The sequence below is a fragment of the Janthinobacterium sp. PSRC1-1 genome (assembly GCF_049897525.1).
GTDB lineage: Bacteria > Pseudomonadota > Gammaproteobacteria > Burkholderiales > Burkholderiaceae_D > Janthinobacterium > Janthinobacterium tructae.
The window spans coordinates 153159-172746 of the sequence record NZ_JAFCWK010000011.1; the positions used below are offsets into that span (position 1 = coordinate 153159).

General features: G+C 55.1%; 15 protein-coding genes and 2 pseudogenes. 7 read left to right on the forward strand and 10 right to left on the reverse strand.

All coding sequences use genetic code 11. From position 1 onward, the window contains the following. The 7 genes from trbG to ACP7DW_RS22010 form a co-directional block, all read right to left on the reverse strand. Positions 1–900, reverse strand: a complete 900-nt coding sequence (gene trbG / locus ACP7DW_RS21980) for a P-type conjugative transfer protein TrbG (RefSeq protein WP_426056569.1) — start codon at positions 898–900, stop codon at positions 1–3. An 11-nt stretch (positions 901–911) separates the two neighbouring features. Next, entirely contained in the window at positions 912–1676 is a 765-nt protein-coding gene (locus ACP7DW_RS21985) for a VirB8/TrbF family protein (protein ID WP_092800425.1), read from the reverse strand. Next, complete coding sequence (locus ACP7DW_RS21990) at positions 1673–4210, reverse strand: VirB4 family type IV secretion/conjugal transfer ATPase (protein ID WP_426056568.1); 2538 nt, start codon at positions 4208–4210, stop codon at positions 1673–1675. The genes ACP7DW_RS21985 and ACP7DW_RS21990 overlap by 4 nt, the downstream gene beginning before the upstream one ends. Beyond that, positions 4207–4518: a conjugal transfer protein TrbD gene (locus ACP7DW_RS21995; protein ID WP_426056567.1), complete on the reverse strand. Its 312-nt coding sequence runs from the start codon at positions 4516–4518 to the stop codon at positions 4207–4209. The genes ACP7DW_RS21990 and ACP7DW_RS21995 overlap by 4 nt, the downstream gene beginning before the upstream one ends. 2 nt (positions 4519–4520) lie before the next feature. After that, positions 4521–4916, reverse strand: a complete 396-nt coding sequence (gene trbC / locus ACP7DW_RS22000; protein WP_426056734.1) for a conjugal transfer system pilin TrbC — start codon at positions 4914–4916, stop codon at positions 4521–4523. Between the two features lie 43 nt (positions 4917–4959). Further along, complete coding sequence (gene trbB / locus ACP7DW_RS22005) at positions 4960–5919, reverse strand: P-type conjugative transfer ATPase TrbB (RefSeq protein WP_426056566.1); 960 nt, start codon at positions 5917–5919, stop codon at positions 4960–4962. Between the two features lie 198 nt (positions 5920–6117). Further along, complete coding sequence (locus ACP7DW_RS22010) at positions 6118–6495, reverse strand: transcriptional regulator (protein ID WP_426056565.1); 378 nt, start codon at positions 6493–6495, stop codon at positions 6118–6120. Between the two features lie 609 nt (positions 6496–7104). Between ACP7DW_RS22010 and ACP7DW_RS22015 the strand changes: the two genes are divergently transcribed. Continuing rightward, positions 7105–8016 carry an ankyrin repeat domain-containing protein gene (locus ACP7DW_RS22015; protein WP_426056564.1) on the forward strand — a complete coding sequence of 304 codons (912 nt, stop codon included), beginning with the start codon at positions 7105–7107 and terminating at the stop codon, positions 8014–8016. Positions 8017–8058: 42 nt separating this feature from the next. Here ACP7DW_RS22015 and ACP7DW_RS22020 read toward each other — a convergent pair. The 3 genes and pseudogenes from ACP7DW_RS22020 to ACP7DW_RS22030 form a co-directional block, all read right to left on the reverse strand. Then, positions 8059–8277: pseudogene (locus ACP7DW_RS22020) on the reverse strand (IS3 family transposase); the annotation flags it as partial. 12 nt (positions 8278–8289) lie between these two features. After that, positions 8290–8808: pseudogene (locus ACP7DW_RS22025) on the reverse strand (transposase); the annotation flags it as partial. Between the two features lie 14 nt (positions 8809–8822). After that, positions 8823–10367: a DNA cytosine methyltransferase gene (locus tag ACP7DW_RS22030; protein WP_426056563.1), complete on the reverse strand. Its 1545-nt coding sequence runs from the start codon at positions 10365–10367 to the stop codon at positions 8823–8825. A 97-nt stretch (positions 10368–10464) separates the two neighbouring features. On the opposite strand from ACP7DW_RS22030, the gene ACP7DW_RS22035 reads away from it, so the two are divergent. From ACP7DW_RS22035 to mzaD, 6 genes are all read left to right on the forward strand, one after another. Then, positions 10465–10902, forward strand: a complete 438-nt coding sequence (locus ACP7DW_RS22035; RefSeq protein WP_426085232.1) for a very short patch repair endonuclease — start codon at positions 10465–10467, stop codon at positions 10900–10902. 288 nt (positions 10903–11190) lie between these two features. After that, positions 11191–11808: a hypothetical protein gene (locus ACP7DW_RS22040; RefSeq protein ID WP_426056560.1), complete on the forward strand. Its 618-nt coding sequence runs from the start codon at positions 11191–11193 to the stop codon at positions 11806–11808. Between the two features lie 112 nt (positions 11809–11920). Continuing rightward, positions 11921–14167 carry a sigma-70 family RNA polymerase sigma factor gene (locus ACP7DW_RS22045; protein WP_426056559.1) on the forward strand — a complete coding sequence of 749 codons (2247 nt, stop codon included), beginning with the start codon at positions 11921–11923 and terminating at the stop codon, positions 14165–14167. A gap of 114 nt (positions 14168–14281) precedes the next feature. Then, the gene (mzaB, locus tag ACP7DW_RS22050; RefSeq protein WP_426056558.1) at positions 14282–15748 is read left to right on the forward strand and encodes an MZA anti-phage system associated ATPase MzaB; all 1467 of its coding nucleotides are present in this window, start codon (positions 14282–14284) and stop codon (positions 15746–15748) included. Next, entirely contained in the window at positions 15745–18597 is a 2853-nt protein-coding gene (mzaC, locus tag ACP7DW_RS22055; RefSeq protein WP_426056557.1) for an MZA anti-phage system associated Z1 domain-containing protein MzaC, read from the forward strand. Before mzaB ends, mzaC begins: the two co-directional genes overlap by 4 nt. Beyond that, entirely contained in the window at positions 18581–19588 is a 1008-nt protein-coding gene (mzaD, locus tag ACP7DW_RS22060; RefSeq protein WP_426056556.1) for an MZA anti-phage system associated PD-(D/E)XK motif protein MzaD, read from the forward strand. Before mzaC ends, mzaD begins: the two co-directional genes overlap by 17 nt.

Here is a 19588-nt window from a genome sequence, read left to right on the forward strand (position 1 = left end):
CTATTTCTCCCGCGTGATGGTGATCTTGTCCTGCGTGCGGCCGGCGCCGGCTATCAGGATGGCCTTGTCGAACACCGTGTCGACGATGTAGCGGTCGCCCTGCAGCCGGTAGTTCACCATGGCGGTTTCATCTTCGCTGAACAGGCCTCCGTCCCTGCGCACCACCAGCAGGGTGGGTGCTTCCGTCTGGGCCATCGCCTGCGGCATCTGTATGATGGTCTTGCTGCCGTTGTTGTACACGCGCACGGGTTTCCAGGGGGCCGACCCCGTCACGGCATAGGCGAAACTGAGGTCACCCAGATACTCGCCGGTCTGCGCGATGGTGCGTTCCTGCTTTTCCCTGGTATCGCGGGTCTTGATGGCGTCCCACTTGGCGGCTGCGTCTTCGGCATAGGTGAAGGCGATGCGCGGCATGAACTCGCTGCGGTGCGAGCGCAGGCGGAAGTGGTAGGTACGCCTGTTGGTGGTGACGATCAGGGAGGTTTCCAGCCCCACGTCGAGAGGCTTGATGATGAGGTGCTGGACTTCTGCGGGGCCGCTGCCCGTGATGGCCGGTTCTACAGTCCAGCGCGCCGTGTCGCCGAGGTGGATGGAATTGACCTGTTCACCCGCCTGCAGCTCGATATCGCATACCTGCAGCACGGCGCACACGATGCCGGGCTGCTGCGCACCAAACAGGAAGCGGATTGTGCCGTCTTCCCCCGGGACGGGCTGCATGCCGGTGCCGCTGCCGGTGCGCCAGCGCTGCGCGATGGCGATCGCATCTTTTTCCTGCCTGGTCAGTACCAGGTCCTTGCCCGAGAAATAGCTGTCGGCGACGCTCTTGCTGTCGGGCGCGGCCTGGGCCGCAGCCTGGACGGCGGCGAGTGCCAGCATCAGCAGAAAGGGGATGGGTTGCATGGCTGGCCTCCTCAGAGCTGTTTTGCCCAGGAAAAATCGCGGACATAGATGCCCAGCGGGTTGTTGCGCAGCTGTTCTTCCGTGGTCTGGGGCGTGGCGGCCACGGTGTACACGGTGAGCAGCGCGCGCATGCGGAATGGCGGCGCCTTCAATACGCCTTGGCGGTCGCGCACCGTTTCCGTCCAGTCCACCTGCCAGGTATCGGCCGTTTGCGGCAGGGCGGAAATGATCTCGGTGCTGACGGTTTCCCTGGCGGCCCGCTTGAGCGGGCTGCTTTCATCGGTGCCGTTCAACCATTCGTTGGCCTTGGCCGTCGCCGGGTCATTGGCCGCCAGCATCGAATACAGCCGGTAGACGGCCTTGCGCTGCAGCGCGATGTCCGGCGTGACCAGGCGCGCGTCGCCCACGAACGACGCGACGGCGGCGCGCACCACGCGCTGGTCTGCTGCCGCTGCCTGCTGCGCCGGTGCTACCGCCACCGGCTGACCCAGCTTGTCGACCTCGACCACATAGGGCACGAAGCGGGACTGGCTGGCGACATGGACCATGCCGCCGACGGCAGCGAGGGCGACCAGCAGCGACAGCACGGCCAGCAGCTGCCAGGCCTGGCGCGAGGACGCGGCCTGGGCTGCGTGGTCGTTCCAGGTGCGCCGCGCGGAAAGGTAGGGATTGTCGCTTTCGCCGCTGCGCCGCCCGCCGTCAAGGAATCCGTCCTGTGCAGGCGCCTTGCGGCTTCCGGCCGTGCGCAGCGATCTGAATATGCGGGCAAGGTTCATGCTGCGCCTCCATAGTCGTTGAGGTTCAGTCCCCGGCTGGCCAGCCATGCGCCGGTCCACGCAGCGCCGTGCCTGGCCTCCAGCGCCTTGACAGCCGCCACCGACTCCTTGTCCGTGGCACCGACGAAGGCCATGGCCAGCGGCCCGAGCGCCAGGTCGTACAGGCGGCGTCCGTGCTCGGAGACATAGTAGTACTGGCGCTTCGGGATGGCCGTGGCGAGGATGTCGATCTGGCGCGCGTTCAGGCCCATGCGGCGGTACAGCGCCGCCGTGTCTTCGTCGCGCGCATACACGTTGGGCAGGAAAATCTTGGTGGCCGTCGATTCCACCATGACGTCGAGGATGCCCGAGCTGGCCGCGTCGGACAGGCTTTGCGTGGCCATCAGCACCAGGCAGTTGGCCTTGGCCAGCACCTTTAGCCAGACCCGGATGCGGGAGCGGAACGCCGGGTGGCCCAGAGCGAGCCATGCCTCGTCGAGGATGATGGCGGCGGGCTGGCCCCGCAGGCTGCGCTCGATGCGGCGGAACAGGTACAGCAGGGTGGGGAGCGCATATTTTTCGCCCATGCCCATCAGTTCCTCGATTTCGAAGACGGTGAAGTCGGATAGCGACAGGCCATCGTCCTCGGCGTCGAGCAAGTGCCCCATGCTGCCATCGACCGTGTAGGGACGTATCGCCTGGCGCACGGCTTCATCCTGGATCGTCAGCGCGAATTCGGACATGGTCTTCGCGCCGCTGGCATGCATGCTCATGATGGCGTTGCCGATTTCGTTGCGCTGGGCGGGCGTCGTGTCGACATTGTTCAGGGCCAGGATGGTATCGATCCACTCCATGGCCCAGGCGCGGTCGCTGCGCGTAGCCAGGAACTGCAGTGGGCAGAAGGCGAGGCTGTCGCCGTCGCCCGCCACCGTAAAGTGGCTGCCGCCCATGGCTTTGGCCAGCGGATACATGGCCATGCCCTTGTCGAACACATACACCGACATGCCTTGGTAGCGGCGCAGCTGCGTGGCGATCAGGCCTAGGTGCGCCGATTTCCCGCTGCGCGTGGGACCGAACATCAGCGCGTGGCCCAGGTCGCGCACATGCAGGTTCAGGCGGAATGGCGTGTCGCCGTGCGTCACGCAGTGCATCAGGGCGGGCGCCAGCGGCGGATACAGGGGGCAGGGCGCCTTGTCCAGTCCTGTCCAGATGGTGCTCGTGGGGAGCAGGTCGGCCAGGTTCATGGTGTTGATCAGCGGGCGCCGCACGTTTTCCACGCCGTGCCCGGGCAGGCTGCCCAAGTAGGCATCCATGGTGTTGACCGATTCCACCCGCGCCGCGAAGCCGGTGCGGTTGATGGCTTTCTCGACCTGGCGCGCGGCGGCGTCGAGCCTGTCCCGGTCTTCGTCCATCAGGATCACGACGCTGGTGTAGTAGCCCTGCGCCACCAGGCCGCTGTTGACTTCCGCGATGGCCGCTTCCGCATCGGCCACCATCGACAGCGCATCCTGGTCGACGGGGCCGGTGCTGGTGTTGAATACCTGGTCGAAGAAGCCGCGTATCTTCTGCCGCCACTTCTTGCGGAACTTGTCCAGGTGCCTGACCGCTTCGTGGGCGTCCATGAAGATGAAGCGCGAAGACCAGCGGTACTCGCATGCCAGCTCGCCCAGCGCGGTGAGGATGCCGGGCGTGGACTCCAGCGGGAATCCCTCGATGGCGACGGCCTGGATGAACTTGCGGCCGATCCGGGGAACCACACCGCCGAACAGTTCCTGGCCACCGATGACGGCATCCAGGTACATGGGATTGCGGGGCAGGATGACCGGATGGTTGAGACCGGTGACGCAGAACTGCAGCCAGCGCAGCAGCGAGTCGTGCGTGGCGCTGCTGCCATCCTCGCCAACGACCTGCGTGCCGCGCAGGCGCTCCAGCGCCACGGCCGACGACAGGCGCGACTCGATGCTGGCGCATTCGCGGCTGAAGAAATCGATCAGGCCCTGCGTGCGCGCCCGCTGGCCGGGCACCGCCGCTTCATCGTCGAACATCAATTCGACAAACCTGCTCTGTGCCAGCAGCGGCGGAAGATAGGTGGCGCTGAGGACGAAGTAGCCTTCATACATGGTGCCCATGCTTTCGAACAGGCGGCGGCGCTCTTCATCGATGGCGGCGGAAACCGGGTCCGGGAAGTGGGACAGGCCCGCTGGCGCATAGCCGGGCGCGGGCCGCCGCACCGCGTCGACGTGGATCATCCAGCCGCTGCCCAGCCCCGACAGGGCCTGGTTGATGCGGAAGGAGACCAGTTCGCGCTGTTCTTCCGTGCTGCTGGCGTTGTCCCCGCCACGGTAGATCCAGGCCGCCATGAAGGCGCCGTTCTTGCCGACGATGATGCCATCGTCGACCATGGCGGCATAGTTCAGCAGGTCGGCCAGCCCTGCATCGCGCGAGCGGTGCTTTTTTAGGCGCATGCCGGCGCCAGCCGCGCGGATGCGCGCGTACAGGATGGACAGCATCAGGCAGCCGCACGCCGCCATGGCGATGGAAATCGTCTCGGTCATTTGTACTGCCTCCCCTGGCTGCCCGTATTGACGCGGAAGGGCGTGCTGCGCGCGGCATAGTAGCGCCGGTAGCGGCGGTGACGCAGATACACCTGGCGCAGCCGCGGATCGTGTGCCGCCATCAGCCGGCAGGCGAAGAGGGCGCCCGTCCACAGCAGCAGCCCCACCACCGATGCCCGCAGCTCCTGCGCGCCGAAAATGAGCGCGAAGGCCAGGAGGCCGGAAAACATGACGAGTTCCCGGTCTCCACCCATGAACAGGTTATGCCGGTTGCCTGCCCGGCGGATGGGGATGGCGCGCAGGGCCATGGCTATGCCATCCGCGTGCCGGTGCAAAGAATGGCATGGCGGATGCCGCCGCACAGCGCCTCGCCTGCCGCCGCGATTTCTGCGCCGCGCCCGAAGAAGGTGCTCATCACGTTTTGCGCACCCACCAGCAGCGCCATTACCAGCACGATGAAGATCAGGGTACGGAAGAAACCATTCAGGTCGCCGCCGAAAATGAGCACGCCGCCAGCGATGACGATGCCGATGATGGACAGCGCGAACGCCACGGGGCCGGTGACGGAGTTGCGCAGGTTTTCCAGCCAGCTCTCATAGGGCAGCGAGCCGCCGGTACCGGCAGCGGCGTAGGCCTGGTGCGGCAAGGACAGGAACAGCAGGACAATGACGGCAGCGCACAGCCAGAACTGCGCCTTGGCGTGCATGTGGCCCGGCGGGCCAGGCAGGAATGTAGGCATCGGGAGCTCCTCAGAGTAGGTGGGTGAGATAGCGGCCGTCCGCGTAGCCGGAAACCTCTAGGATTTCCTGCACGCGGCGGCCAGCGGGTGTACGGGCGATATGCACGACCATGTGGACCACCTCGCCGATCAGTGGCTCAATGTCGGCCGGGGCCGATGCGTTGCGGGTGATGAGGGACTTGAGGCGCACTGGGCCTGCCGCCGGATTGTTCGCATGCAGGGTGGCGGCGCCTCCCTCGTGGCCTGTATTCCAGGCGTCGAGCAGGTCCAGCGCCTCGGGGCCGCGCACCTCGCCGACCAGGATGCGGTCGGGACGCATGCGCAGGGCGGCTTTCAGCAGGGCCGTCATGGAGACGTCGAAGGAGGTGTGGTACTGCACGAAGTTCTCGGCGGCGCACTGGATTTCCCCCGTGTCTTCGATGATGAAGACGCGTTCGCCGGGATCGCAGGCCACCATTTCGTTGATGATGGCGTTGACCAGCGTGGTCTTGCCGGAGCCGGTGCCGCCCGTGACAAGGATGTTGCGGTGGCCGGCCACTGCCTGCCGCAGGATGCTGCAGTGGTGCGCTGTCATGGTGCCAGCAGCGGCATACTCGTCCAGCGTGTAGATCGCCACGGCCTTCTTGCGGATGGCAAAGGTGGGGGAGGGGACGACAGGCGGCAATTGGCCAGCGAAGCGAGAGCCATCAAGCGGCAGTTCGCCTTCCAGCAGGGGCTTGCCGCGCGTGACTTCCTTGCCATGGTAGCCCGCTACGGTCTTGACGATGGCCTCGGCCTGCGCCGCGCGCAGGGTGCCGATGCACTGCATCCGTTCGCCGAGCCGCTCCTGCCACAGCCTGCCATCGGCATTGAGCATGACCTCCACCGTGCGCGGATCGTTCAGCGCGGCCATCAGAAGGGGACCCATGTCGCGTTCCAGCTTGCGCCGGGCCCGGTCCTTCAGTGTGGAAAAGTCTTCGGTTTCAGCCATGATCGGTATACCCCTGTTGCATTTATGCCATGCCGCATATGCAAAGGATATATCGTAAAAAATCGGCTGAATTAGACCTAGCGCAAACCCTATCGGCAAATTTCTTGATGAGTTCGGTGTTTAATGCGCGTATTGCTTGACTATTTCACGCAGGATATGGATTTCCGGCGCATTTTGCGCCTTGGGCGCTACCTGGCGTCAGCCGTCTTCCGGTTTGGCGCCAGCAATATGCTTGCGGTTCGCATCATTCCACTGGCGCACCTGGAATGCCTGGTATTCCGTGAGCACGGCTGCCACGCGCACATAGCCGGGAGGCAGGCTGCTCGGCGCCTTGCCGCCGGCGAGCATGTTCAGCGATTCTTGATCGAGGTCGGTAATTTCCAGCAGGGCTGGAAGCGCGACGTCGAGGGCCCTGGCGATCGATTCCATGATCTTGAGCGAAGGATTGGCCTTGCCGTTGGTCAGGTCGGACAGGAACGACACCGACATGCCCGCACGGTCGGACAGTTCGTTCTTGGAGATGCCCATTTCGTCGAGCACGCGCAGGACGTTGGTGAAGAAGATTTGGTTGTACATGAGCGCAAAATGCACTAGTTTTTGATTCAGAACGCAACTTTACATCAGATTCAAGGTTTGTAATCTAGTTAATACCACTATTAGGGAACCACTGACTTATTCATTGGGGCGGTTCCCTGCTGCAACATGACCTGAGACAATAGCACTACGTTCACCGCCCGCGATCCATCATGCATAATAGCTTTTTCGACCTCGAATACGCCGCAAAGAAGAAACTCATGCGACGAGACCGCTTTCTAGCCGAGATCGACAGCGTGACGCTGTGGGACATTCTACTCCCTTGTGCAACTCAGCATTTACTGCGCTACGGGTTGGAGGCGTCTATTGCATTCCCTATATTTTGGTCTGAGGCACAAAGCATTTTTTTTTGACCGTGAGCGGCTACTGATAAATGAGGCTGTCAGTATAAATGGATTCTCTAAAATTGCACTTGCAAAAAACTGGACGCAGCTATTAAATAAGTCGAGGTGCGGAAGATGAGGGATTCAGGCACACTTTTGCCACGCCGTCGTTGAAGTGCTAGTCGCTTCATGCTGTTCACCGCTGCAGGAGATTGAGTTGTGTCAGTATATCTGTTCTGTTGTTTCACGTTAAATTGTCTGGATAAATATGCATCGCAATGATTTCACAGTACTACCTTCTAAGCGTAATGAGTCCGAGATTGCGACAGAGATCTTTAAAGCAGTTCGTGGTACTCCTCCAAATCGGCAGGGTAACTGGGACGAAGTATTTCGCCTGCTAGATCAACACAACCTCCATCCCGACACAGTTTTTCAGTCGGAGGGTTCAGCAACTTCCGACTGGTCACTTTTGCTCTTTGCTGCAACGGAGGCTAGTCCGGAGGGGTGCGAGGGTCTTCTGCGGCGAGGGGCGAATCCGCGTCTGGCTAGCACGGGATGCCGGCCTCCGATTGTTGAAATGGTGAGATTGCGGACCCAGCGGTGGGGGACTGCTCAGAATGCCGTGCTTAACTTGTTGAAAGGCACCGTCAACATTGGCGACAGCGCCGGGATGACAGCGTTGATGTTTGCATCAATAGGTGCAGGTGCATTTTCTTCAAAGAGGGGCAACACTCGCCTTATTGAACGACTTATGCAATTGGGCGCTGATCCGACAATTAAAGATAATAGGGGGCGAACAGCGCTGATGCATGCTGTTCGTGCTAATAAGCAATCGAAAACTCAGGCAAATGATAGTGTTGAGGTATTGCTGAAATCACGCATGTTCACTTTTTTAGCTGAACAGAAGTTTTCAGCTGACTATTTTCAGGATTTCTCGGATGATGGAACGCTGACAGTCACGAAAAAACCTGTACTATCAATGCGGCCAGTTGTGACGCCGGGGGTGACCGAAAAAACCAAGGAAAGAGCAATCCGGGCTGATGCAGGTGTGGGTACAGTCAGTAAAAGAATAGAAAAAACATTCGGCTTGCCTGCAAATTCTGTGGCTCTCGTTGATACAAGGGGGAGGGCGTTGCAAGAACACCGAACAATCGCTGATCTCCGCAGGGGGCGTCAGTAATAAGCGAAGTTGCGAAGGGGGAGGTGTTGCTGTATGCGGTCGTCAAGTAATTTCGGACACAACGATAAGTTCACGATCTGCCATTTTCTGTTCGTAGACAGAGGGTGGCAGATTGCCCAATGCTGAATTGATGCGCTTCCAGTTGTAGAAGCCGACGATGTGGTCGGTGATGTCGGCTTTTGCCTCGGTGTGGTTGGCGTATTGACGCTGCTAGACCCGCTCCATCTTGATGTTCAAGAAGAAGCGTTCAGCGACAGCGTTAACGCTCCTATGTCAAGAAGTGCCTTTTGCTGTCGCCAAGTCGTTCAAAATGAATGGATATAGCTCCCTGATAATGTAGCGCTTTAAATAGCGCTGAATTTCATTGCTGGACATGCCTTCCGTTGTTCGCTCCTCGACTTAAGCACGTGTTCGTGGCTCACTTCTTATCCTGACCATGGCAATCCTCCACAACGCGTTGTTGGCTTGCCGGTCACCCCCCCCTCGGTTTAATCGATGGCGTATCGTTTTTCCAGGCGATGCAGGAAGTGGATTCACTCCGCATAGCGCCGCAAGCGCTGCCTCGCTGCGCAGGCATTCAGGGTTGTCACCGGCGACAGTGATCAAGATTGCTGCGGTCTGAGGTCCGACACCAAATTGTTCCCATAGGTGGGGCGCAAACTGATTCGTCAGTTTTTCGAGTGCGGCATCTAGCTCTGTGACTTCGGCCGACAGCATCAACCAGCGTTTCGCCAACAGGCGCAATGTGTTCGTTAGTGCCTGCAGGAGCGTGCTTGCCCCAAGTTGCCGAAGATGGCCACTCAAATTTACTCTAACCTTAAATCAGTAAGAATTTCTTGGACTATCTCTGCGATCATCTTGCCTAATCTTGGAGGAACCGCGTTGCCGACTTGGTGGTACTGTTCTGTACGATTACCTTCAAAGAAGTAATTGTCAGGAAACGTTTGCAAGCGAGCAGCTTCACGCACCGTAAGGCTACGACACTGAGTTGGATCGGGATGGATAAAGTAATGACCATCCTTGGCAATATGGCTAACAATGGTGTTGGCAGGTGCGTCGTAGCACTGCACGCGAAAGCGATCAGCAAATTTTCCGCTTTTCCAGTTTGCGTGGTCAGGGGACAGGCCAGCAAGTGAAAATTGGGCGTGTCCTTTGGGTGAACGCTTAAAAAGCTCCGCGTAGGTTGCTGCATAACCATAGCGCCGGAGATCGCTGGTCATGTGGCTGCGCGCGTCGTGATTAAGACACACTCGTAAATTTGGATCGAGATACCAATCTGCAGGATATGGTTTTTTGTCAGAACTCATGTTCCTCGGATAACGATTCGAACCAGACGACAAGTTCAGGGTTATATCGTCGGAGGCTCGTTTTAACCATGAAGAGAGCCTTATCATGTTCTTTTTCTTTGCGTCATCAGCCAGCTCGAGCAGGTGTCGTTTGACCGTAGCTTCCCATTTTTCTTGCGAGTCGGAGCCTCTGCTCAATTGGCTGCGCAACGCAGGAAGGTCACTTATGACATCGCGTACATGCACCTCTTTTTGATTTTTCAAACGGGTGAAGTTTGCAGCAAGATCAGCACGAACACCCAATAAAATGACGCGATGTCGCGCTTGAGGAATGCCAAATTTCTCAGACCTTACGATGAAATCCCGTAGATCCATTGTTGTTGCGTCCATTCCGCTTTTGTAAACGGTATTCGTCACGAGCGAGTGAATGTTGTAGCCGGGAACATATCCTTCGTCTCCGGATAGACCATCCGGCGCCGAAAGTTCACGCAAAATTTCAGGGAATATCTTTTTGCCACCAACTCTTGCAGAAAGTATGCCCTCCACGTTTTCCATGACAAAAACAGGCGGGCGACGACTTTTTACAATGCGAAAATACTCTTTGTACAAGAAAAACCGATGGTCATCTTCGGCGCGATAGGTTGATGTCCCCATATTTCTGTTGCGCCCAACCAGTGAATAGGCTTGGCACGGAGGACCCCCTATCAGTACCCATTGATCAAGTTCACGTAGCTTTTCATCAAGTGCATCATCAAGACTCTTGTTGTCTTCAGGCTTGCCCAGCTCAAGTTGCCGTGCCTCCAAACCAGACTCATCCCACGCGCATCTTGACTCTTCGTCGTATGCCTTGTCGACTTCGCCATTGCAAAACTGATAATAGTGCGCAAGAGCACGTTTGTCATTGCGAATCAGTCGAAAGAAGCTGCGAAGCCGCAGTGTCTTGTGAGCGGATGACTCCATTTCTGCGGAAATCAATATCTTGAAGGCATTGCCATCTGACAATGCTGAGAAGCCCTCTCCTAGTCCTCCAGGTCCTGCAAACAAATCGACAATCTTAATGGTCATGAAATAAATCAACAATCAAAGAGTATAATTTTTTTAATCAAACGGGTAGTGCATGCATATGGTTGATATTGTCAACAAAGCTGTCAGATCGCAGATGATGGCAGCGGTCCGCGCTCAGAATACTCTGCCGGAAATAATTGTCAGAAAATTTCTTCACGCGAGCGGGTTCCGATATCGATTGCACAGCCGTAGCTTACCAGGTAGCCCAGATCTAGTGTTGCCTAAATACGAGTTGGCAATTTTCGTGCATGGATGCTTCTGGCACCGCCATGTGGGTTGCCGATATGCAACTACTCCTGATCAGAATAGTGAAAAATGGCAACGTAAGTTCGCTCAGAACATCGAGAGAGACAAACGCAACATTATCCTGCTTCGTGAAAGAGGATGGCGAGTGATTGTGATATGGGAATGCGGGCTTCGAACTGCGCAAAAAAGGGCCGACTTGAGCTCACTCCCGAACCTGATCATGAACAGGAAAATTTCCTTACACGAATGGCCTCCAACATGTTCAGAAACGGAGCCAAGGGCCCGATGATCGCTGCAATTTTTTGCCCTACCTCCACTTCATTGCCACGAGACTTAGGGGCCACTCATCCAGTCGTTGCCAACAAATTTTTGACTCAATGAATTGATTATTACGATTGAGGGTTCGAGGGCCAGCCGTCACTCTGATGCAAATACTTTCTTTATGTCATCAAATTTATTATATGATATGTATTTTTGAGCATGCAATGTAATATTATAAATGAGAATTAATCCGTTTTCTTGTGCGCAACTCGTTTTATTGCATATTGGGTTTCTTGGATGGAGCCAATCTAAACACTTGGACCTCATCAAATTTCGCCTCTTTTTCTTTGGCATGGTGAGTCGCGTCCACGTCTGCAAGTGCTTCGTTGCCGATTTCGTCTCACCTTTTCGTAATTGCTCTCACGCGCAAGTTGGTGATACAAAACCAAATGCCCAACGGCACCGTAGTGCAATATCATCTCACAAAAAAATTGTTCTTTTAGCCTCGAATATTGGAAGCCGAACACAAGAATCCTTATCCGTTGCCTCTATTGACATGATTGGTGCCAGTGGGGATGCGTCTTTTTTTGCAAACTATTGCCTTCAATCAATCATGCGAAGATCCTTGTTTGAGGTTCTGTTGCCTATGAAAGCTTGCTCAATCAGGCCCGCAATTTCTTATCTTTTAAAGTCAATCATAAGCGCGAATCATCAATCTGATGGTGATTTTAGCATTCAGCCAAGCAAACAATGGTCAAAATGGTTAAGTTTCACTGCGCCGGAACTCGCGCAGCTGCAGTTTCTCCAGCATTCGAGAATTGCGGAAAGATTTCTTCCACCATCGGCAAGGCGCCAAAAAATTGCAATGCGAACAGCAGTAGCAGGACATTTACTCATGGAATTGAATAATAAGCGGTTTGCAACGTCATGTTAATAGAGATCTGTTTTTCCTCCAGTTGCGGTATTCGCGTCTCCTTTGAAGCGGAAAGTGGCGCAGCATGGGCTCTTGGACTTGTGCATATCGCGGAAGCGGACAAGTGATTTCCATGCATAAACCAAACAGGCTTAATCCTTTATTCCGCCTGGCAATCAAGACTGGAGCCATTGCTGCGGTCGAAGTGTATGTCCGTCGGGGAGAATCACTTGATGTGAAGGATGTCGGCGGAATGACCCCATTGATGATTGCGGCAGTTCATGGCCGCCATGAAATATATAGTCTTCTGTTGGCGGCTGGGGCCGACGTGACACTGACCGATCCGGACGGTAATACTGCTGCAAAGCTTGCAGAGGGTATGTGCGCCAGCGAGGCTGAGAACAATTCGCAAGAAGACAGTAGGCGAACTGCGGAGCTTGGAGTTTATGGAAATTGCGGTACCGAAATCGATTATATAGCTGACTTGCGTGAACAAGTGGTTGCCGAGCAATCTGATGATTTTTCAATCGATGAAAAATGCATGGTTTCCGAAACAGTGCAAACTTGGTGTCCGCTGGAAGGCCCTAATGTCGCGGACGCAACTTTTTCACAATTGGATCAAAATATTTATAATGTTGTTAAAATGCCATCAACATTCCGTGCTGTCGAACCCACCAAGCAGTGTGAAGTCGGGGGTGCGGGACTATTGTTGCAATCGGGAAATGCAGAGCGGATGCAAGAAGAGACGTTGAGCGAAGGAGATTTAGATATTTCCCATGGATGGCAGGCTGAAGTGCAAGTGCGGATACCGGAGCATGATGTCTCATGCTTAGTTGCTGCAGAAGCTACACAACGAACGCTAGCCCTTCATCGTCCAATTGACTCCGATGCAGACTGGTCCGACATTGAAATGGAACTTCCGGAGATCGACAACAGGATATTCACGAGGGTCGAAGGCGAGTTTACTGCGATTGCCCAATTGTTGAGTCAAGGAATGCTCAGTGGCACTCTCTCATACGGAAAAGTCTATGGGGCAATCGATGATGATTGCGGTGTAGATGCCACCATCATGCTGCCACATGTTTTGCGAATGATCCAAGATCTTGGCATCCTCATTGATGAGCACGACATGGGAGCGAAGTGTTCGTCATTTACTCTTGCTAGTTGCCAAGAGGATCTCATTGACGAGGCAATTCTCCGGCTGAAGAATGACATTTCCCAGCTATCGGATCCATTACCCAACTATCTTTCGGCGGTGAAAATCTTTGATCGATTGGATCGAGTCGGCGAGGAGCGGCTGGGGCAGCGGATGGACAGTGCACTGATTGCCTTGTCCAAGGAGTTGGTCCGATTATCCGCAGCGACATGGAAGGTTATTGAGAAAAAGTGTGTCAATGAATTTTCGAAAGTCGCCTCGGGTGAAGATTTCCCTGCTGATATGGAGGTCAGTGATGATGTCAAACCAGTCGAGCCCATCGCGCAGGGAAATTTCTTGGAGTATGTCGAGTTTCTGCGCTCAGACCGAAGGAATGGGGTAAACAACCAGCAAATTCCCCGTCCGTCGACTCATGCGCTGACTAATTTGCTGAGCATAATGGCGAACAAGGTTGACGAAAATGCAGTTCTGATTAGGAAATTAATTTTCACCTACGAAAAAGCTCGGGATCAACTGATTCATGCCAACCTTAGATTGGTAATATTCACGGCTAGGCGTTACTCCTATCAAGGACTCCTTCTGGAAGATCTAATTCAGGAGGGGAGCATCGGCTTGATGCGTGCGGCAGAGCTTTTTGATTACAAGCTCGGATTCAAATTTTCCACGTATGCGACCTGGTGGATTCGTCAGGGTATGACTCGTGCCATAGCTGATCAGGCACGCACCATTCGGGTGCCGGTTCACATGGTTGAGACCATCAATAAAATGAATCGCATTGTGCGGGAAGTCGAACAGAGGACGGGGCGGGAGCCGGACCAGACAGCCATAGCGCTGAAAATGGAGATATCTGAAGACAAGGTCCGCCAGATCATGAAAGTCGTCACGGAACCGATTTCACTTGAACTCATGGCCGCCTCCGATGAGGATTCGCAACCCGGGGACCTCATCGAGGACAGCGTAACTCCAACCCCTGAAGAAGTCGCGTTGCATGCATCGATGTACCAGACTACAAAGGAAGTACTCGATACTCTACTGCCGCGTGAAGCTAAAGTGCTACGTATGCGATACGGTATTGAGATGTCGAATGATCACACTCTTGAGGAAGTAGGCAAGCAGTTCGATGTGACACGCGAACGAATCCGGCAGATTGAAGCCAAGGCCATGAACAAGTTACGACAACCGAGTCGCTTTGATCGACTTAAGTCTTTTCTTGCCAGCGACTGAATCATCTTAGATTGTAGTTTTGGTACAGACTACATGAACACTTTGCTTGTCAATTTCACCGGACTTTGAATGAATATTGCGAATTCTCGCCACGCTCCTCCGCGAGCAAGTGCAATGATCGAGGCCCTGCGCGGTTTGGGTTATAGCGTCGCCACAGCGCTGGCCGACATAATTGATAACAGTATCGCAGCAGGTGCTCGGGTTGTCGATCTACGCTTCAAATGGAAAGGCGATGAAAGCCACGTCGAGATTCAGGACGACGGACGCGGCATGAGCGCCATCGAAATCGACAAGGCCATGCGTTTGGGTGAGAAAAACCCACTGGATACGCGTCACGCAGATGACCTCGGGAGATTCGGACTCGGGCTGAAAACCGCTTCATTTTCACAGTGCCGTCGGTTGACGGTCGCATCTATCGGAGTTGACGGGTTGCAGTGTCTGCGCTGGGACCTGGATGTATTGGCGTTGAGCAAGGACGATGGCTGGCATCTGCTCGAAGGACCAGATCCTGGCTCTGTGGAATTGTTGGCACCGTTAACGGCCGCAGGGCACGGCACATTGGTCCTTTGGGAAGTACTTGATCGAATCGTGACTCATGGTTTTGGCGAACAGGATCTGCTCGACTTGATTGATCGGGTGGAGCGGCATCTTGCGATGGTATTTCACCGGTATCTGGAAGGTACCAGGCCTAGGATGAAGTTACATATTAATGGCAAATCAGTTGTGCCTTGGGATCCATTCCTTTCGGGGCATCCTTCGAAGCCATGGCATTCGCCGGCAGCTGGCTTTCCTTCGTCACCCGGCGTTACCGTCGAATGCCATGTGCTTCCACACAAGGATATGTTGACAGCAAAGGAGTACGAATCGGCACAAGGTCCGGACGGATGGACAGCTCAGCAGGGTTTTTATGTTTATCGCAATGAGAGGTTGCTTGTAGCCGGGAGTTGGCTAGGACTCGGACACGGTCGTTCTTGGACCAAGGACGAGGCACACAGGCTGGCACGAATCCGGCTCGACATTCCCAATTCGTCGGATTCTGACTGGAACATCGACATACGCAAGTCGACCGCCCGGCCACCGGTTGCTCTGCGCGGCTGGCTGAGCCGGTTGGCCGAAGACACCCGCACAAGGGCGCGCAAGGCATTTGCCCACCGGGGTCAAGCGCCACGAGCACCTAACGGGGCACCCGTTACACAAGCTTGGAGATCGGAGAAGTTTACAGGAGGAATGCGCTATCGCGTTGATACCGATCATCCCGCCGTACGAGCAGTACTCGACGATGCGGGCAGTCTATTACCCCAGCTTAAAGCAATGCTCAGAGTGATCGAGGAAACGGTGCCTGTACAGCGTATCTGGCTGGACACTGCTGAAAATCGTGATACGCCAAGAACAGGCTTTGCAGGTGACGTTCCCGCCGCCGTGACGAATGTGCTGTACGTGATGTATCGAAATATGGTCATGCTCAAGGGAATGTCGCCAGCAATGGCTCGCGATCGTCTTCTTCACAGCGAGCCGTTTCAGAACTACCCGGAACTCATAGCAGCCTTGCCCGACCAACCTTTGACACAGGATGAAGAATGATATCAATCAGTGAAGCCAATAAGATCAGCGTGGTTAAAATCGTCCAAGAGCTCTTGCAGGGAGAGCCAGATAAGGCAGGCATCACTCCATCCCTCATCGCTGAAAAAATCACGCTTGTTCTGATGATGAATCCTCGCTGGGCGGAAGAACTTGACCGAGATGCGGTGACGGATGAGTTGATCCGGCGCTTCAGCGTTTGGCTGGGGCAGGATACCTCGCTTGTCAATACCGAGGGTCATGTGGCGTGGCTGACGCCAGAGCGCAAGTCAGATTGGCGTTATTGGCAGCGTTACCGGGAGTGGCAAGAGGCTAGTCTGCCATGGATCGCTGTGGATGGTCTTGATAGGTCCTCGGACAAGATTTTAGGCATGCTCGAGGATCCGCTCCGCGTGGGTCCATGGGACAGGCGCGGACTAGTGGTCGGCCACGTACAGTCAGGAAAAACCGGAAACTACACGGGACTGATCTGCAAGGCAGCCGATGCGGGTTATAAAATTATTATTGTCCTCGCGGGCATGCACAACAATTTGCGTTCGCAGACACAGATGCGGCTGGACGAAGGCTTTCTGGGGTATGAAACAAACCCGCTTCCAGATGACATTCGGATTATCGGCGTCGGTGAAATCGACGGTGACCCGGCAATTCGTCCCAATTATGCGACCAACCGTTCTGAAAAAGGTGATTTCAGTACCAAGGTTGCCAAAAATCTTGGAATATCTCCAGAGCAACGTCCATGGTTGTTCGTGGTTAAGAAAAACAAAACGGTGCTGCAGCGCCTGTTCACTTGGATACTGAACCACGTGGCGAACACCACAGATGTGGCAACAGGACGCAAGATAGTAGCTCACCTACCGTTGCTAATCATTGATGACGAAGCTGACAATGCTTCTGTTGACACAGGGGAGCAACTTTTCACCGAAGACGACAAGCCGGACGATGAACACCAGCCGACTGCAATCAACAGCCTGATCCGCCAGATTCTTCATGCCTTTCAGCGCAAGGCGTACGTGGGTTATACCGCGACACCGTTTGCCAACATCTTCATCCATGAGCGCGGAGAAACCCCAAATCAGGGACCGGATCTCTTTCCTGCGGCCTTCATCCATAACCTAGGCGCACCGTCCAATTACATTGGACCAGCCCGTGTGTTCGGCTTGAATACCGGTGAACGAAGGGAAGGTAGCTTGCCACTAGTGCGCGAAATCGAAGATCACTGCGCTTCAGACGGCACGATCGGCTGGATGCCGACCAAACACAAGTCGACACACAAGCCGCTGCATGTTTCATTGCATGGAATGCCTTCTTCCTTGGTTGAAGCCGTTGATGCCTTTATCCTCGCCTGCGCGGCGCGCCAGTTGCGTGGCCAGAAGCATAAGCACAGCTCGATGCTGATTCATGTGACACGTTTCAACTCCGTTCAAAAGGACGTACACGAGCAAGTCGAAAATTATGTCAGACATGTCGACCAACGACTATCGCGGGGGATCGGAGATGAGGAAGTTCTCGCCCGTCTTGAAGACCTGTGGTTGCACGATTTTGAGCAAACCACCAATCGGATGCGTGAAGCAGTGCCCGAGATCGTGCGTGACGTCGATCTCGCATGGGGTCAAATTGCTGGCATTCTGTCGTCTGTCGTAAGCGAAATTAGCGTCCGGATGATCAACGGTACTGCCAAGGATGCGCTGGATTATGCGGATAGTGCCGATGGGCTCAAAGTAATTGCAATCGGCGGCGACAAATTGGCACGGGGACTTACGCTTGAGGGCTTATGTGTCAGCTACTTCCTGCGTGCCTCGCGTATGTATGACACTTTGATGCAGATGGGGCGTTGGTTCGGTTATCGACCTGGCTATCTTGACCTCTGTCGACTCTATACGACCACTGATCTTGTCGAGTGGTTCGAACACATCGCTGATGCCTCTGAAGAATTGCGCGAGGAGTTCGACATGATGGTTGACAGCGGAGGGACTCCTCGGGATTACGGTCTAAAGGTCGTATCACATCCCGTATTGATGGTCACTTCGCGCCTCAAGATGCGCTCGGCGCGCAGTCTATTTTTGTCATTCAGTGGTCACGTCATCGAAACGGTCTCGATGCACCAAGATCCACAAATTCTTCGTACGAACACCAAGGCATTCGAAAACTTGGTAACTGCGATGGGTACACCTCAAAGTATCCCGGAACGGCAGCGCGACGGTTCAGTCGACAAATGGAACGGGGTGTTCTGGGATGGCATACGGTTCCCACACATTGCTGAATTTTTGGGAAGTTACCGAACACATCCAGAGGCCCTTAAAGCCAATAGCATGCTGTTAAAAGAGTTCATCGAGTCCATGGCAAGGGATGGTGAGCTTACTCGTTGGTCCGTTGCGGTCATCGGCGGAAGCGTTGAAGAAAACCCATGGAATTTCGAGGGTGGATATTCGGTTCAGCGTTCAGTACGCTCCAGAAAGCAAGGGATCACTGATCGTTACACATTCGGGCGACTATTGTCACCGAAAGACGAGGGTATTGATCTTGATAGAGAGGCGTGGGGAGCCGCGCTCGCCGAAACCAGAAGAGTCTGGCGTGACGATCCAGGACGTTTGAAGAACAAGACCGAGCCAGAAGTACCAAACGGTCCCGCTTTGCGCAGGGTGCGCGGCTTTGGTGCAGAGGGCGTCGCACCTCATCCGGAACGCGGGGTCCTGCTGATTTACTTGCTTGATCCTGCAGCTGCAGAAATTTCACCCGAGGCAGCTCCGATTGTAGCGTTCGGCATTAGCTTCCCCGGTAGCGATTCCGGTACCAAGGTCGAGTACAAGGTCAATAACGTGTTATGGGAGCAGCAATATGGCGCTGCCAACTAGAGAGGAAATTGCCGCTGCCTGGCGTGCATTAGCTAACGGAGGAGCGGAGGAAGGATGGCGTAGCATTGCCATATCCGGCTTGAGTGGCAACCGGCTACTGGCTGCTCGCCGTTTTCCCAGCAATGAGGAGGCATTGCTGGTCTGCTTCACATCCATTATGTTGCCGCAGGCCGGGCAACTGCCACAGGGAAGTGGCTTCAGGGTCGAACGGACGTCTCCAAGCGATTCAGGAAAATGGCTTGCATTGGTAAGGCAACCGGCTGGCAGCTTGGACCTGTTCTCGCGGATGGTGGCGGACATCGTGGCAACGCTTGTGATGGCCAATGATTTGAACGACGAACCCCGTATTTTTCAACTCTTCCTCGGACGCATTCGTGCTTGGCAGGAATTCATGAGAAACGACAGCGAAGGGCTTGAACCTGCGGCTGAGTTGGGATTAGTTGGTGAACTGGCGTGCATGGAAAAGTTGCTTGATGTTGACCTGCCCCTACAGCTTGTCGTAGACAGCTGGATGGGCCCGATGGATGGTCTTCAGGATTTTGAGCTTGGAAACGGCGCCATCGAGGTAAAAAGCACGATGGCGCTCCAAGGATTTCCGGCTACCATCATGTCACTGGAACAGCTCGATGATTCGATCCGCCAGCCAATGTTCGTATGCGGCTGCCGTTTTATTTCCGCAGCTAAAGGATTGACTCTGCCAGAGATGATTGCGTCGATTCGCAAACGGCTCTCTTTAGATGTATATGCACTGTCCTCCTTCGACAACGCGTTATTACACGCAAGGTATTTGGATTCACATGCAGAGCACTATACGCGAAAGTTTCTGGTATCCGACATACGCTTCGTGCTGGTCGATGAGAATTTTCCGCGCTTAATACTTGGTAACGTGCCGGTTGGTGTTCGCCGGGTTCAATATGAAATCGATCTGGATGCAGTAAAAGACAAGCAGTTTTCTGTTGGTGAAGTCATTGAAATGATTGGAGTAGTTTGA